The organism is Rhizobium sp. KNZ2-6A (assembly GCF_056755475.1).
In genome coordinates this window covers 1-15,698 of record NZ_JBNDIC010000018.1, presented here as the reverse complement: position 1 = coordinate 15,698, position 15,698 = coordinate 1, and the positions used below count along the sequence as shown (strand labels likewise).

Annotated in this window: 7 protein-coding genes and 2 pseudogenes; 2 read left to right on the top strand and 7 right to left on the bottom strand. The window is 58.1% G+C overall.

What is annotated here, in order from left to right:
* Positions 1–663 precede the first annotated feature (663 nt).
* Positions 664–5,748 carry a trifunctional serine/threonine-protein kinase/ATP-binding protein/sensor histidine kinase gene (locus ACPYOP_RS14485; protein WP_481411066.1) on the top strand — a complete coding sequence of 1,695 codons (5,085 nt, stop codon included), beginning with the start codon at positions 664–666 and terminating at the stop codon, positions 5,746–5,748.
* Positions 5,749–6,202: 454 nt separating this feature from the next.
* Here the strand turns inward: ACPYOP_RS14485 and ACPYOP_RS14480 are convergent.
* From ACPYOP_RS14480 to ACPYOP_RS14455, 6 genes and pseudogenes are all read right to left on the bottom strand, one after another.
* A pseudogene (locus tag ACPYOP_RS14480) lies at positions 6,203–6,352 on the bottom strand (IS3 family transposase); the annotation flags it as partial.
* Positions 6,353–6,389: 37 nt separating this feature from the next.
* The gene (locus ACPYOP_RS14475) at positions 6,390–8,339 is read right to left on the bottom strand and encodes a heavy metal translocating P-type ATPase (RefSeq protein ID WP_481411065.1); all 1,950 of its coding nucleotides are present in this window, start codon (positions 8,337–8,339) and stop codon (positions 6,390–6,392) included.
* Entirely contained in the window at positions 8,336–9,376 is a 1,041-nt protein-coding gene (locus ACPYOP_RS14470) for an SPFH domain-containing protein (RefSeq protein WP_481411064.1), read from the bottom strand. The genes ACPYOP_RS14475 and ACPYOP_RS14470 overlap by 4 nt, the downstream gene beginning before the upstream one ends.
* Before the next feature lie 2 nt (positions 9,377–9,378).
* A complete protein-coding gene (gene hflC, locus ACPYOP_RS14465; RefSeq protein ID WP_481411063.1) occupies positions 9,379–10,389 on the bottom strand; it encodes a protease modulator HflC in 1,011 nt (336 codons plus the stop codon).
* Complete coding sequence (hflK, locus tag ACPYOP_RS14460) at positions 10,386–12,404, bottom strand: protease modulator HflK (protein ID WP_481411062.1); 2,019 nt, start codon at positions 12,402–12,404, stop codon at positions 10,386–10,388. Before hflK ends, hflC begins: the two co-directional genes overlap by 4 nt.
* A gap of 557 nt (positions 12,405–12,961) precedes the next feature.
* Positions 12,962–13,291 (bottom strand): hypothetical protein, encoded by a 330-nt coding sequence (locus tag ACPYOP_RS14455; protein WP_481411061.1) that lies wholly within the window; start codon positions 13,289–13,291, stop codon positions 12,962–12,964.
* Here ACPYOP_RS14455 and ACPYOP_RS14450 point away from each other — a divergent pair.
* Positions 13,284–14,567 (top strand): annotated as a pseudogene (locus ACPYOP_RS14450) (efflux RND transporter permease subunit); the annotation flags it as partial. The gene ACPYOP_RS14455 and the pseudogene ACPYOP_RS14450 overlap by 8 nt on opposite strands.
* Before the next feature lie 311 nt (positions 14,568–14,878).
* Here ACPYOP_RS14450 and ACPYOP_RS14445 read toward each other — a convergent pair.
* Positions 14,879–15,652, bottom strand: a complete 774-nt coding sequence (locus ACPYOP_RS14445; RefSeq protein ID WP_481411060.1) for an SDR family oxidoreductase — start codon at positions 15,650–15,652, stop codon at positions 14,879–14,881.
* Positions 15,653–15,698: the final 46 nt, after the last annotated feature.

Sequence of the window (15,698 nt, the reverse complement as noted above, 5' to 3'; positions counted from 1 at the left end):
TCCCGAGACTGCCGCGAGGCTATAAGAACTGCCGAAGCGCTTGGGAAAAGGTTTTCAGTGGCAAAGATTCGCCGCCGTCACCTTATGATACTCATCGCCAGATGTTTCTGACTAAGCATCCGGGACAGCACTGCTTGGCCTTGACAGGCGCAGGATCGTATTTTTCCGGGCCATCCACCCTCGGCTCGTCACGATGTGACGGCACTGGTTTTCTATTGCATGCTTTTCAGCCGCCTCACTACCGATCGCCCCGTCTCTGCATTGCGGAGGTTTATCGTTGGCTGGTACTGGCATTCCATCCTCCTTGATGAGGCACGCAACAAGCAATGAACCACCCGCCAACGGCTGGAGCAGAGGTATCTCGCCGTAACAACTTGCTGGTTCGAAGGGAGCTATTGCTCAACAAAAACCTGCAATTCCAGTGGACTGCCGCTCGCAACTGCACAATAATGCAGTTCAGTTTTCGATTGTTGGTCGATTTTCCTTCGCAAGTGCGAGCGCCACGCGTCGGAGCCTGCCAGCCTTGTTGGCACCCGCTCGCATTGCAACCGCGTCGGCGGGCCCCGGCTGAAAGATTGCTACGTGAATGCAAGATAGAATTAAATAGATAACGACATTACGCCGTATGCTTATCGTAACGGGTTGATTGCACGGAGATATATAATGTTGCAGCTCGATTCCACATGGTTCAGTGCGTGCGAACGCAAGGTCTTGTGGCGCTCGGATGTCCTGACATTGTATTCTCTCAACTCCAAGGTCGGCCAAGACTGGGAAGCCTTGGTCGCGTCGGGCATTTCCGAAAGCGCGGTGACTCTACTCGAGGCGGAGTTCGCGAATCCAGCAAACCCGCCGGCACATTGGATGGACACGCCATCTCACATCATTCGTACCGCTGATGAGACGGCAATATTGTTTAAATTCTCAAGCGTCGCTCGGTTATGCGACAGCGACGGCGCGATGGAGGTAAAGGCTTTTCTCGACTTTGCGATTGCAGCAACCAACGCACTCACGTCTGCCCATGCAGATGGTTACATCCACAGCCCTTTGCATCCGATCAATCTTGCTTCCGACGAGGCGGGCAACGTTCTCCTCAGGGCAATCGGGACCCGTTACGAGTCGCGCGACGAGGCTGCGGGCAAAACTGGAGGCATTCTTGCTGACGAAGTAAGATACCGCGCACCGGAGCAACTTCGTTCAACAAACCCGTCTAGCGATCAGAGGAGCGATTTGTACTCGCTCGGTGTCCTACTTTACAAACTTTTGACGGGCAAGTTTCCTTTCAAGGACGGCAACTTCGCAGAGTGGAGGCACGCTCACCTCGCCGTCGAGCCTTATCCCAGCAGTCATTTCCGCCCGAATGCCCCGGTTACAGTGGGTCTGATCATAGATCGGCTTTTGCTCAAGGATCCGATGGAACGATATCAAACAGCTGCTGCTTTGCAGGCGGACCTGGCCCGATGTCGAGACGAATTTAGTTCGGTGGGAGAAATCTCGAGGTTCGAACTTGGTACAGTCGACGCCCCCGTTGGGCAGCCGTACACGCAGGTCCTATATGGAAGGAACGAAGAGGAAGCCGAATTGCTCGGCGCGATGGATCAATTCAAAACGAGCCGTGAAGGCGCGGTGGTATTCATTTCGGGTGCGGCCGGAATTGGTAAGAGCGCGCTCGTAAATTCGATGAGAAAGAGCACAGCGCTCCCGATCGTCTTTGCGTATGGAAAGAGCGATCAACAGCAGCGAGACATACCCTACTCTCCGCTAGTGCAGACGCTCCGCTCCATTGTCGAGCAAGCTATGCAGAGAACGCCGGCGACATTGTCGGAGTTGCGGACTGCCTTGCTGAACCGACTGGACACCCACGCTAGGTTAATCGTTGATCTTGTGCCTACGATGGAGCTTGTCGTGGGTGCGCAGCCGCCTATGTCGGAAGTGCCACCGCACCTCGCTCAGATCCGAATCCAGAAAGCCCTTGTGCAAACGCTTGCGGTCCTGGCTTCGCATCTCGCTCCACTCGTGCTTTTCATGGATGACCTTCAGTGGGCAGATCCTTCGACAATCGCGGTGCTGAAACTTCTGGTGGCGGAGAGGGTAGAAAATATCCTTCTACTCGGAGCCTATAGGGAGGAAGAAAGCCAATCTCTACATGCTTCTGAGGGACTTGTGAGCCATGTCCGCAACTCGACGATCCCGTTCAAGGAAATTAGAGTGGGGCCGATCTCAAAGATTGCAGCAGAGGAACTCATCTCGAGTGCCCTTCATGCGCATGCCCCGCAGATCGAAACGCTGACAGATCTCCTTTACACCAAGACAGCCGGCAATCCGTTTTTCCTTCGGCAGATGCTTCAGGCACTTATCGACGAGAAGGTGCTCGATTTTTCCGTTTCGAACCGCGCCTTGTCTTGGAACGCGGACGATGTAAAGCGTTATCCGGCGACGGAGAACGTTGTCGACTTCATGGTCCGCCGACTCGGGCAAATGTCTCCGGAGAACCGCGAGATTCTTCGCACGATGGCCTGCATTGGCCCACGCTCTTCCGAGCGTTTGCTATGCACAATTTTGACAACCAGTGCGGAAGAATTGCGACATCTGGCTCAGCAACTCGTCGATTCCGGTCTCGTCGAAATCGATGCCGACTACTACTGCTTCTCCCACGACCGAGTTCAAGAAGCGGCATATGCCCTTCTTTCTGGTGGCGAGCGCGCGCTAGTTCATGCGCGTGTGGCAGAGCACATGATCAGCCTGAACGGGATTAAAACGAGCGAAGCCGCTTTCGCCGCGGCAAGCCAAATAGAAAGATGCGATTCGAGAGACCTTTCGGAGCGGCAGCGCAAGACGTTCGTAGATGTCCTGCTGACCGCACTAGGCCATGCGCGCCGGTCCGCCGCCATCGCTCAAGCGAGCTGGTATGGGAAAGTTGCGTTTCATCTCACCGATGAGAGCTGGTGGGTCACCGCCTATCCGCTAGTTTTTCGATCCCGATTGCTGTGGTGCGAATGTTTGCTGTCCACTGCTGATTTGAAGAACGCAGCTGTTCACCTCGACGACCTACTTGAACGCGCCAATACAGCGTTGGATCGATCCTCCGGATTTCGACTGCTCGCCAATCTCCGAACCCTTGGCTCTGACTACGAAGGGGCCATTGACGCAGCACTGCTTGGCCTCGAACTCCTCGGCGTTAACCTCAAGCGCGGCGCAACTCGCGACGAATTGGACAAGGCCTATAAAGATGTCAAACGCGCCTTGGGAGATCGGGAGATAACTTCGTTACGGAATCTTCCGCAGATGACAGATCCTCGCATCAAGTGCGCTATGGGGCTCCTGTCGACCCTGATTTCTTCCATTTTCACGCGCGATGGGCTCCGTTTCCTGCATATGGCGAAGATGGTGGAGCTCACTCTAGAATATGGAACCACCTCAGAGTCTGCCTACGGACTGAGTTGGTTTGGGGTCATGATTGCCTCATTGTATGACGACTATCGAGATGGTTTTGCGTATGGCCAGGTAGCGTTAGAGCTTGTCGAGCAGCACGGTTACGAAGAGCAACACACGGCGACATTGGTTGCCGTTGACCAGATCAGCGCGTGGACCCAACCGATGAGCTATTCGCTCAAGCGAATCCACGACGCGATAAGAATCGGACACGCTGCGGGGGACGTCGGGATGACGTGCTACGCGCGTAACCACCTCGTTTCGGATCTTATCATTATTGGGCACGATCTTCCCGATATTGCGGAAGAAGCCCTTAGTGCGATCGCGTTAACACGACAGCTCAATTACAAAGACATTGAGCACCTTGTAACCGGACAGCTAAACCTCGTTAGAACGCTATCCGGATGGAACAACGGTAGCCTGCCTGAAATCGACTGGACCTTCGGCAACGAGAAAATCGTCGCCACATCAACAATCTTCTGGGTCCAGCTTTATAAGGGTGTCTCACTTTATTACGACGGCGCGTTCCAGGAGGCCGCTGTCGCGCTTCGGGAGGCAGCCGAGCTCATTCCTTTGATGGCGGCTCACATCGACACCGCGTACTGCAGCCTGTTCCTTGCACTCTCCTTGGCAAAGCTTGAGACCGAATACACTCGTGGATCCGTGAACTGCCAGACGCTGGAATACCTGCGAGGACGCTTTGCCACCTGGGCAGCCTTAAACCCCAGGACTTTCGAAAACAAGCTTTTGCTCATCGAAGCCGAAATGGCTCGTCTCAACGGCGACCACGCGATGGCGATATCTCTGTTCGAGCGCTCAGTGTTGGCTGCGGAATCCTCAGGGTTCATACACGAACAGGCCTTAGCATATGAGCTGGCGGGGGCTCTTAGCGCTCGGCGAGGCAGCACCGTCAGCACTCGTCTTTACATCCAAGCTGCTTTAGACACGTATAAGCGATGGGGAGCAGACCGAAAGGCGGACCGGCTTCGTGAGGAGTTCTCCTATACCTTAAACAATTACGGTGATCTCCCTCGGTCATCACAGATCCCGCTGGATCAAGAAGCGGTCGTGGCGGCGTCACAGGCGCTTTCGGAGGAGGTCTTCCTGGACCGTCTTGTTGAAACGCTGATGGAAAGCATGCTCGTGCATGCCGGGGCGAACCGTGGATTGCTCATTTCAATTGACGAGGGCGAGTTGAATGTTCAGGCGACCGCTTGGATGGAGGGAGAAACCGTGGTGGTGAGAACCGCTGGCCTTCCTCTTGACGGCGCCATCCCCTATTCCATCATCGACGCGGTGATGAGCACCCGCCAGCCACTGGTTCTTACAGACGCCAGGCTCGACGGGCAAGAATTTCACGGCCCCTATTTCGACAGCCACCCTACTCGCTCGGTACTGTGCGTGCCGCTCCTCAAGCGAGGGAGCCTCATCGGCTTCATTTATCTCCAAAACGATATGGTTTCGGGAGTCTTCACGGAAGGCAGGATAGCGCTTCTCAAACTCCTCGCAACTCAGGCCGCGATCTCACTGGAAAACGCGCGGCTCTACGCCAATCTTGTCAAGGAAAACGAGTTGCGGTTGAAAAGCGAAACCGAGCTGGGAGACGCTAGAGCCGAACTAGAGAGGAAAGCTAAACTCACCGCTTTGGGTAGTATGGCGGCTTCTATTACGCATGAGATCGCACAGCCGCTTGCGGCTATATCGGCGTCGGCATCTGCATCGCTTCGCTGGTTGAAACGGTCGGAGCCCGACATTGCTGAAGCGATCACGGATATTGAGGGTATCAAAGCGGGCATGGAGCGCGTCGGGGAGATCATACGTTCGCTGCGCGCGCTCTCAAAGCAAACGCCGCAATCGGCAGAACCCACGAATGTCGATTCACTAATTGAACAAGTTATGCTTATTGCGCGTTCTGAGATCGAGCGAAGCCACACCCGAGTGGTTATGAAACTCAATGTCAGCAGCGATAAGGTCGCCGCGGATGCTACCCAGATCAAGCAAGTCATCCTTAATCTGCTAACCAACGCAATGGAAGCGATGTTCGACACTCCCGAAGCGGATCGTGAGGTCGAGATTATTTCCGAAAGAGTTGATGGGGCGGTAAGGATTTCTATTCGCGACTACGGTCCGGGTATTCCGGACGACGTCTCCGCGAAGATCTTTGAGCCGATGTTCACGACCAAGGAAACCGGGATGGGAATGGGGCTCGTAATATGTCGATCTGTCGTCGAGGCGCACGGAGGGGTGCTCAGGGTCGAGGCTGCAAACCCCGGCACGATCTTCAGCTTTTCGATTGGCTTGGCTGCGGAAGTCGCTTAAGGCAGGCACTCTGATATGCCCTGACAGTTCAGCTAACATAGCGCATCAACATTCTGCTGATTATGGGGGCACTGATTTAAATGTCGATTTGCCGACTGTACCCCTCTCGAACCGACTGGTCGGCTTGTGTTGAACTGAGAAGCGCTTTCAGCGGGGGCTACGGAGTCGAAACGGCACGCTGAGCGTGATCACCGCAGGCATTTCAGAGAGCATTTGTATGTCCGGGAGCGATACCGCAGGATCGGTCTCTCCAGGAATAAGATCCATAAGTACTGCGGTAGGGGTGCTTTACCAAATGATAGGAGGCCAGACGGCAGTGGCGCGGACTATCGAACAACTCTTCCCCAGCGGCTACAACGGCTTCGAAAGTGTCGACGTCCAATCCTGCTGCCTTGCCCAACTCGACCTCGGCGATGAGAAGCCGGACGCTCCACATCTAGAACGGGGTGAATTTAGGCGGAATCGGAATTAGCCTCGGTGCTCGTGTGCCCATCGCTCGTCTCCGACCGCCGCGCTTGCGCACCGTCAGTTTCTCATCCCGATAGAGAGGGAAGAGCTTCCTGTGGTTCACAAGGTATCCCTCCCGTCCGGGCAGCACATGGACGCTGGGATCGTCGCTGAGTGCTATCAAAGATGCATGCTTACCTTTGAGCGGCAAGCGGTTCGTCATATCTCAGCAACCGCCCGGCGTTTGCCAGCACCAACAATGTGCTGAAATTATGCAGGATCGCCGCGACGACGGCTCCCGCCGCTCCAAGAAAACCGAACCCCGCTAATGCGACGATTGCCACGGTCCAGCCGAGACCGATGATGACGTTGGTCCTCAATGTACGGCGGCAAAGCCTGCTGAGGCGGATGCATGTGCCGAGCCGTCGCAGATCGCTGCCAATCAGGATAATATCCGAAGAGGCGAGCGCGATATCGGCGCCGCCCGCGCCCATGGCAATCCCGACGGCACCCGCCTTGAGGGCAAGGGAATCGTTGATCCCGTCGCCCACGACCAGAGGTTTGAAGCCGCTTTTTGTCTCGTTCACCACGCGTTTCAGCTTGTCCGCCGGCAGGGCCTGAGCCGCAACGTCCGTTATGCCGATTTCGCGCGCCAGGGCATGTGCGACCGATTGACGGTCACCGGTCAAAAGAAGCTGCCGATGAAGACCAAGCGCCCGTAATTCCTTCATCGCAACCGCCGCTTCCGGCTTGACCGTGTCCGACAGGAGAAGCCAGGCGATAAAGTTTCCGCCGATGCAGATACCGGCTAGCGGACCGTCATGCGAAGGAACCGGAGGAATGGTCACTGACAAACGCTCGAACAATTCAGGACGTCCGAGAGCCACTTCGCCCGTTGCCGCGCCCGCAACGACACCCAGTCCTTGAAGTTCGCGGACGTTGGTCAGCGGATGGTAAGCATCATGGGCAACGAGTGAGGCTAGCGCCCGGCTGACCGGGTGGCTGCTGGCAGCACCCAGGGATGCGGCCAGGGCCAGAACGGTCTCCCGGTCCGTATTGCCTGTCAACCTGACGTCCTGCAGCCGAAGCCTGCCGAACGTGAGAGTGCCGGTTTTGTCGATGACCATGGAGGTCAGATCGGCCAGCTCCTCGAGAAATGCCGAGCTGCGGATCAGAATGCCGTGACGCGCTGCGACCGCGATGCCGGCAATCGCTGTTGCCGGCGCGGACAAAACCAGGGCGCAGGGGCAGGCTGCTACCAGGATCGCAAGCATGATCTGGTCATTATAGGTGAGGAACCAGGCAATGGCTGCTATCGTCAGCACGAAGCCGAGATATTGGTGGGCGTAGCGCTCCAAAAGCCGTGTGATCGGCGGCTTCGAGTTTTCCGCGCGCTGCATCAGCGCGATGACCTTTCCAAGCGTCGAATCCTCGCCGGTTCGGGTCACCTCGATCTCGAGGCGGCCGTCCAGGTTGATCGCGCCGCCGAAGACTTCAATGCCGGCGTTTACTTCGAGAGGCAACGATTCGCCGGTGATCGGGGCCGTGTCGAGGCTCGCCTGTCCCCGCCTAACGCGACCGTCGGCGGGAACGCGGTCTCCGGCTCTCACCTCCACCAGATCACCTGGCTTCAGGGTGACATTGTCCACTTCACGCGTCCCGCCATCCTGCGTGATCAGCCGGGCGTGGCTGCGGGTCAGGCGCGCCAGCGCCTCCATGGCCTCTTTCGATCCGATGACGCTGCGCTCCTCAAGAACATGGCCAAATATCATTATTATCGGGAGGAGAGCGGCGGTCAGGAGGTCGCCCGTCGCCCAGGCCGCCAGCATCGCGAGAGCGATCAGTTGATCGGTGATGCCATGCAGACTTGGATGGCGCAGGCTATGCCAACCGGAGCGGATGACAGGAACCGCAACGATCAGTGAGGCAGCCGCCAGAAGAAGCTGGCCGACGCCCTCTTCATCCGGCGCAAGCCAGCGCCAGGCGATGCCGAGCGTGAGCAGGCTCAAGGCGATCATGGCGAGGGTCAGTTGAACGGCCGCCGCCTGCTTTTCGTTGGCGGTCAGCAGACCGGCGCTGAGCGCATGGCCATGATGGTGCTCATGGCCATGGGAGCCGTGCGAGTGAGCGGTCGCGACACTCATTTGTCGGCTCCCTGCAGGATGAGGCGTGCGTCGTCCCTGGGGTCGACTGTGACAACGGAGCCCGCCTGCGACAAGATTTTGGCAACGCGATCGCGATAGAGGCGCCAGAGAAGGCCGGGGTCGCGATCGGACCCTTGCGCGCTTGCAAAACCGGTGACGATGGCCGTGTCGGCGCGCGCCTTTGCCAGACGCTCGCTGGATTGGGCTTCCGCCACCTGTATGATCCGGTCGGCTTCCTGATCGGCGGCCTGCCTGTCCTTTTCCGCGTCGTTCTGTGCAGATGCAATCGCCTGCGCTGCCTGCTGGCTTGCGGTCAGCACGCCATCGAACGCACTCACGGCCGTTGCCGGAAGTGCGGATTGAACGTCGGCACGGTCGATCTCGATCCCAAGACCCATGCTCTTCGACTTTAGCGAGCTCAGGCTGGTGTTGATGCTGTTCACCAGGTCGGCGCGCAGCCGTTCACGACGCTCGGCGACATTGCTGTCGGCGGAGACCAGGTCCGGGCGCGCGACCAGAATGCTGTCCAGATCGCGGGAAGCGCAGATCACAACGGCGCTGCGCGTCACGATTCGGTCGAGTGCCGGCAGGACATGCTCCTGCTGCAGGGCATAGGCGAAGGGGTCGGTCACCCGATAAAAGACGCGGATATCGAGCTGAACGACACTGGCGTCTGCGGTCAGCAGATATCCCGATCCTGCCAGCGTATCGCTCTTCGCCGTATTGTCGGCCTCGGCCGCTTGAGTCGCGGGCAAGCGAAGCAATCCATCGATTCGGCGTTCCAGAACCGTTGCGCCGTCGGGCAGCAGTAAGACCTTTTCGAAAGGCGCGGGAAAGGCCCATAACAGGCCGGATTCCTGCACCCGGTTCAAGGCGCCCAGGCGAAAGACGACGGCCCGGTTTTGCGGTGCGATCTCCCGTATATTGGATGTTGCCCAACCGGCCGCCGCAAGCACCATGACCGCGGACAGCAGCATGGACACCAGACGAACAGCCTGATGCTGCGCTGTCGAATTCCTATCCCCGACCGCACCCATCTCTAATGTGCTCCGCCTGCCGACGCGGCGCTGGGCGGTCCATCGACCAAGGCCCGGAACGGTGCTGCATCGGTGCGCAGGACAAGGCGCGTGTTGGAATTGACGATGGTACCGAGCGTGTCGAGGGAGCGGAGCAGTTCGTAAAGTTCCGGCGCGCTCTTATAGGCCGCTCCATAGATCTGCGCCGCTTCGACACGGGATTTCGCCTCTATATCGGCGGCCTTCACGGTCGCGTCCGCCTGCAGAACTCTTGCGTCACGTTCGGCTGCGGAACGGATTTCCGCGGCCTGGCGTTTGCCGACCGCCGCACGTTCGGTGGCGATCGTCTCACGCTCTGCCCGCATGCGGTCGACGGTGGCGCTCAACGTCACCGAAGGCAGGGTCAGGCGTTCGATACCGACATCGACAACCCGCAAGCCGTAAGTATCGAACAATTGCTGTGCGATCTGCGTCTTGAGCTGTGTTTCCAGGGCATCGATCCGCAGCTTGTGCGGATCGGGATTGATCAGTGACGACAGTTCGAAATTGCTGGCCGTGGTCTCCAGCGACGATCCGAGGAACGTACGGATTTGGGCGGCTGCCTGATCCGGCTGGTTCTGAACCGACCGCACGAAGCGCTTGATGGCATCCGGATCGGAAGGGACCTGCCAGATTGCGTAGGCCTGAGCGATGATCCGCAGCCCATCCCTAGTTCCGACATCCTGCAGGCCGCTGGAGGTCGATTTGGCGCGCAGATCGACGTCGATGGTCTTTTCCAGGGGAATGGGCAGCCGGAAGGCAAGGCCAGGATCAGTCAGAACGCGAGCCGGATTGCCAAACCTGGTGATGATGGTCGCAGCCCCCGATCTCACCTGCACAAGGCAGGCGGCGACCAGAATGATGGCAACGACGATCATCGCGACAACCAGGCGAAACCACCGAAAGGGCATTGCTTTCTTGTGATCATCGTCGTGAGAATGATGATGATCGTGCTCGTGGTGGTCCGAGGCCGGATGGGCGTGCGCGTTAGTCATGGGCCGGTTTCTTCGCTTTGATATGGAGTGCCAGGCTCGGCACTTGTGTCGGGGGCGACCGGGGACATCATGCTCCGCAGATCGAGGGTCGGAGCAATGCTTCCGCCGATGCGATGATCAAGGACGAGAGCCTTCGAGTGGGATAGGCCCATCATCAGTCGGTTGAAGTATTCTTCTGTCAAGAACGCCTGTCCCGCTTCGTGGAAGGCTGATTGCTCAGCCTGGAAGCGCAGTTTTGCGACCTCTGAAGCGGCTATGCCTTCCCTTGCCGTCGCCGTCGCGTTGTCCTGCGCGAGGCTGGCATTCAATTGCGCCTCGTTTGCCTGTTCGGCGGCCGTTCCCCGCTCGCGTGCAACCAGCGCCTCCGCACTGATTTGCGCCGCCTGGACCCCGTGAAACGCATTGGCCGCGCCGGCGGGCGGATGGATAGCCTCGACGACGACCGCCAGGATTTCGACGCCGCTGTCCAGCTCATCCATGTTCTTCTGGACTGCCGAGGCGATATCGTTTGCCAGCGACAACCGGCTTTCGCTCAATACGTCGCTAAGCTTTCTCCTGGCGAAATCATGCACCAATACACGGTTCGCGGTGCTTTCGACCAAGGCTGGCAGATCGGCGATCCGATAAGCGGCCTTCATCGCCGCTTGGTCCGAGAGGCCGATGCGGTAGACGAAGCGCACGTCCATGTTGACGATCTGAAAGCTCTGTTCGCCGCCCGTGCCACTGGCGATAAGCTGTGATTTCTCGCTGATGTGCGATGCATCCCACAGTCGATTCGCACTTTCCGGCGCAGGCCCCTCGGCATCGGCCAGCGCTTCGCCATCGGCGTTCGTGCTGGCGGAGGTTGCCAGTTCATGCACGCTGCCGTTCTCGATGGCAATGACACGGCCAAATGGCCAAGGAAGGCCGATGTGCAGACCAGAATGCAGGATGCCCTCGGCCTTGCCGAACCGCTCGTATACGCCCCGGCTGGTCATCGGAATTTCGCGCACGCCGCTCAGCAGCCAGCCTAGAAGGAGCGTTGCGAAAATGATGGCTGGAGCGGCCTTGCGAATGAACGAAAAGGCCCAGATCTGCCGAAGATCGATGCCGTGCCTGCTTCGCAACTCCGATTGAATGCTGACCAAAGGCTGCGGCGGCCACTGAAGAGCACCCGCAATCAGGCTTGTGGCGATCAGTGTCGGCTCACGGTTGTCGTTTTGCGGGCGGAACATGGAGGCGACCGCGCGCAGCAGAAACTCAAGCCCGACAAGCACCACAAAGCCTCCCAGCGCCGCCAGGAGTTTGATGGAGAGCCCGGATCCGCGTGTGCTGAGAAACAGGCAGAAGCAAGACAGGACGAGGACGAAGATGGGCAGGCGCGCCAACTGCGAAATCGCTTTCGCCTCCGGCCATTCCACGTCATCGATGGCGGAGAGTCGCCTCTCCGTCACCAGCAGATGAAAGGCGAACGCCAGACAGACCGCGATGATGAGAAAGGTCATCGTCCCGATCGCCATGTCGTCCGCCCTCAGGCTCCAGCCCGCATAGACGATCAAACATGCCAAGAGGGCAAGGCTGAAGACCGAGAGTGGGCCGACGCCGGCGCGTGACAGGAGCGATTTGACCGCGAAGACCGCGCTTCCGGTCCAGCGCTCGATGCGATCTGGTTCATCTATGTCTTGCGACGACCACGGCGATGTGACGACGGCAATGAGCCACCGCAGCGACCTTCCAAGCGGGACCGTCGTAAGGCCGGCCCGTTCTCGGCGCCATCGCGCAACGTCATGGGCAGATCGAAGCCCAGTCCCAAAAAGGATCAATGCGGCCGCATTGTTGCAGAAGAACGCGATCCAGATCGCGTCGAGGCCGAGTATGTTCGCAATCTGAGCGCTGAGCAGAAGCAGGATCACGAAAACGGAAACGCTGGCACCCAGGCTTGCAAGGTCATGGGCTTGAACCGCCGCAAGCTGAAAATTTGCTCGGTCTGTAATGTCCTCGGGGTGCTGCCTATCCTTTGAAATCGTACCCTGCATTGCCCTATTTCGTTTGTGTTCTTCCATATCCGACTAAAGCGGGATCATTCGTCTTTGTGAACAGCACGTGAGCCACTTACCCTGTCGACGACTCCGTGCTTATGAAACTGCCCGCCCGCCAGACAATCGGCCGCCGATGGGAACCGTTTGACAGCGAAGCTGGTAATGTTCCAGATCCGCATCCGCTAAGGATACGTTATTACGTATCGCCCGCGCATCCGCAAGGCTTCGCATCACTGACCTGATTTGAGCCTGCCTATTGGCAGGAGCCAACCTAATGAAACTCCTCGACGCAATCGTGAAATTGCGGCAACCGCTGTCGACCACACCCGCCGTCGTTCGAGCCTAATCGAGTAATTCCGCGCGCCGGAATTCGTTATTTGCTGGCAGCATCGATTGTGCATAGCTGCACAAACTAATTGGCGCACATGCAATCGCAAGGAGGCGTCGACTGGACATGATTTTTTGGCAAGAGGCATCGCTGTCGGACCGAGCTAAACGCGAGCAGCAGTTTCGCAGGCGGATTCCATCGCTGAAAAACCACAATTCCATTTGGATCAATCTGGTGCCTGGTTGACGAAACTGATTAGTTTGCAGCAGGCGCTATGGATCAGAATGCGCGCTTCTGAGTTTGCTTGCCGGATCTCGTGCACCAGATCGAAGGCATCGCCGTCGGGAAACCGGACTTCAAGCAGAGCGAATAAGATTGGTCCGGACTCTACGCACAACCGAATGTCGCGGGCGGTGTCGGTCAACTGAACCTCGAAGCCATCACCGATGAGCCGACAGACCAGATCAGAGCTATCATCGAGCGCTGGGTCGGCAATGAGAACTTTCCGACGGGAAAATGTCGATGCGGTGGTCGCGGCACTAGCTGGGATGTTCATCACTCTGAAGCCTCTCGCGCAGCGGGATGCGTCCGCCTCGCAGGTCATCGACAGGCTCCGTCCACAAGTACAGGAGCTTGAAGGCGCTCAACTCTTCCTGCAGCCCTCACAGGACATCAACATCGGCGGAAGAAGTTCCGCGACACAGTTCCAGTACACGCTGCAGGACGGCGATCCCGCCGAACTAAACGATTGGGCCAACAAGCTATTGGCCAAGTTCAAGTCGCTGCCTGAAATCACCGACGTAGCCTCTGACCAGCAGAACGCCGGAGCGACCGTCACGCTTGAGATCGATCGCGACAAAGCATCCCGTTATGGAATCGCTCCGCAGCTTATCGACAACATCTTGTACGACGCCTTTGGACAGCGACAGGTCACCCAGTACTTCACCGACTTGAACAGCTATCATGTCATCTTGGAGATCGCCCCAGCGCTAGGCGGCTCGCCATCGTCCGTCGACAACCTGTATGTCAAATCGCCTTTGACTGGTGAGCAGGTTCCTCTGAACGCACTCGTGAAGCAGACGACCGAGCCAACCGCTGTCCTGGCAGTCAACCATCAAAGTCAGTTTCCCTCGGTGACCCTATCGTTCAACTTGTCGAACGGAACGGCTCTCAGCCAGGCTGTCTCGGCCATCCAAGCAGCAGAAAAGCAAATGGGAACGCCAGCGACATTGATCGGCTCGTTCCAGGGCAACGCTCAGGCGTTCCAATCATCCCTAGCCTCCGAGCCTTTGCTGGTACTTGCAGCTATCGCTGTGATCTATCTCATTCTGGGCGTCCTGTATGAGAGCTACTTTCACCCACTCACCATCCTGTCAACATTGCCTTCGGCCGGGTTGGGTGCGCTATTGATGCTTTGGATCTTCGGTTTCGGATTTACGGTGATCGCCCTCATCGGCGTCATCCTGTTGATCGGCATCGTCAAGAAAAATGGCATCATGATCGTTGACTTCGCTGTCGAAGAGCAACGGAATAACGGCTTATCGCCCGAGGAGGCAATCCGGAAAGCCTGCCTGCTCCGCTTCCGTCCCATAATCATGACGACAAGCGCAGCCCTTCTTGCCGGGGTTCCGTTGATGCTTGGGCATGGAACCGGATCAGAGCTGCGTCAACCACTCGGATATTCGATCGTCGGGGGCCTCGTGATTAGCCAAATCATGACGTTGTACACGACGCCAGTTGTTTACCTCTATCTCGAACGACTGAGCAGAATGGTGAGCCCGAAGCATAGAGCCGAAGAAGCCGTGGCACTCCAACAGGATGCAGGAAGATAAGGCCTTGAACGGTCCGCACTTCGTTGCGCGTCATTCCGTCGCTTGCGAAGAGCGGACCCGCGGTGCACCCGCCGTGAGGACAGTTCCGCGCTAGCGGAGGAGACAACGCAGTGTCTGGTCGATGGGTTGATGTCGGCGCGGCGAGCCATCCGGGATACAAGGAGTGACCGCGAAGTCGCGAGCGCGCTTAGCGAGCGCGGTCGTGTCCATCGGCCTGACGAGCAGCCGGACTTCAGCCGGCACCTCGTCAAGAATGCGATCCATGCTGTGCGCCTTGTATAGCTGGGAACATAGCGCAGCCTCGGATACGATCAGATTCGCGCGCCACCCGTCGCATCAATCATCTGGCCCGTCGTCCAGCGCGCATCGTTTGATGCAAGGAAAGCAATGACGTCAGCGACGTCCTCCACCTTTCCAACGCGTGAGAAGACCGAAAGCGCTTCGGCGCCGGCGCGCGCGCCCGGCGATGCCAGCCATTCGGCATTCATATCCGTTTCCGTTACACCCGGCAGCACCGCATTGACCGTAATCCCGCGAGCCGCAAATTCGGGCGCCAGCGCCAGCGTCAATGTCTCCAGCGCTCCCTTGGAGGCCGCGTAGGCCGGATGGGTCGGCGCCGCGATCCGCGTAAACCCGGTCGAGACATTGATAATGCGGCCGTTGTCGCGAATGTGGTCTGCGACTGCCTGGATCAGGAAGAACGGCGCCTTGTAGTTGATCGTCATCACCTCGTCGAACGCGGCTTCGCTCGTCTGCTTCAATGGCAACGCGGGCGCAATGCCGGCATTGTTCACCAGAATGTCCAAAGCCGACAAGCCCGTTTCGCTACGCGCTGCTTCGCCGAACTGCGCCCAAAGGCTGTCGGCCGCGTCCTTGCCGTCTCTAAGATCAGCCTTCACCGCGACGGCCTTCACGCCGAGCGCTTCGATGTCGCGTATCGTGGCATGAGCCGCATCCGCGTTGGCCGTGTAGTGCACGCCGATCAGAGCGGCGCCCTCCTTCGCGAATGCCAGGGCGGCAGCTCGGCCGATACCGCGCGAACTTCCGGTGATCAGGGCTATCTTATCTGCGAGTCTGTGGGACATGGACAACTCCGTTGCTAATTAAATAGTGATCTCTATATTAAGAGTG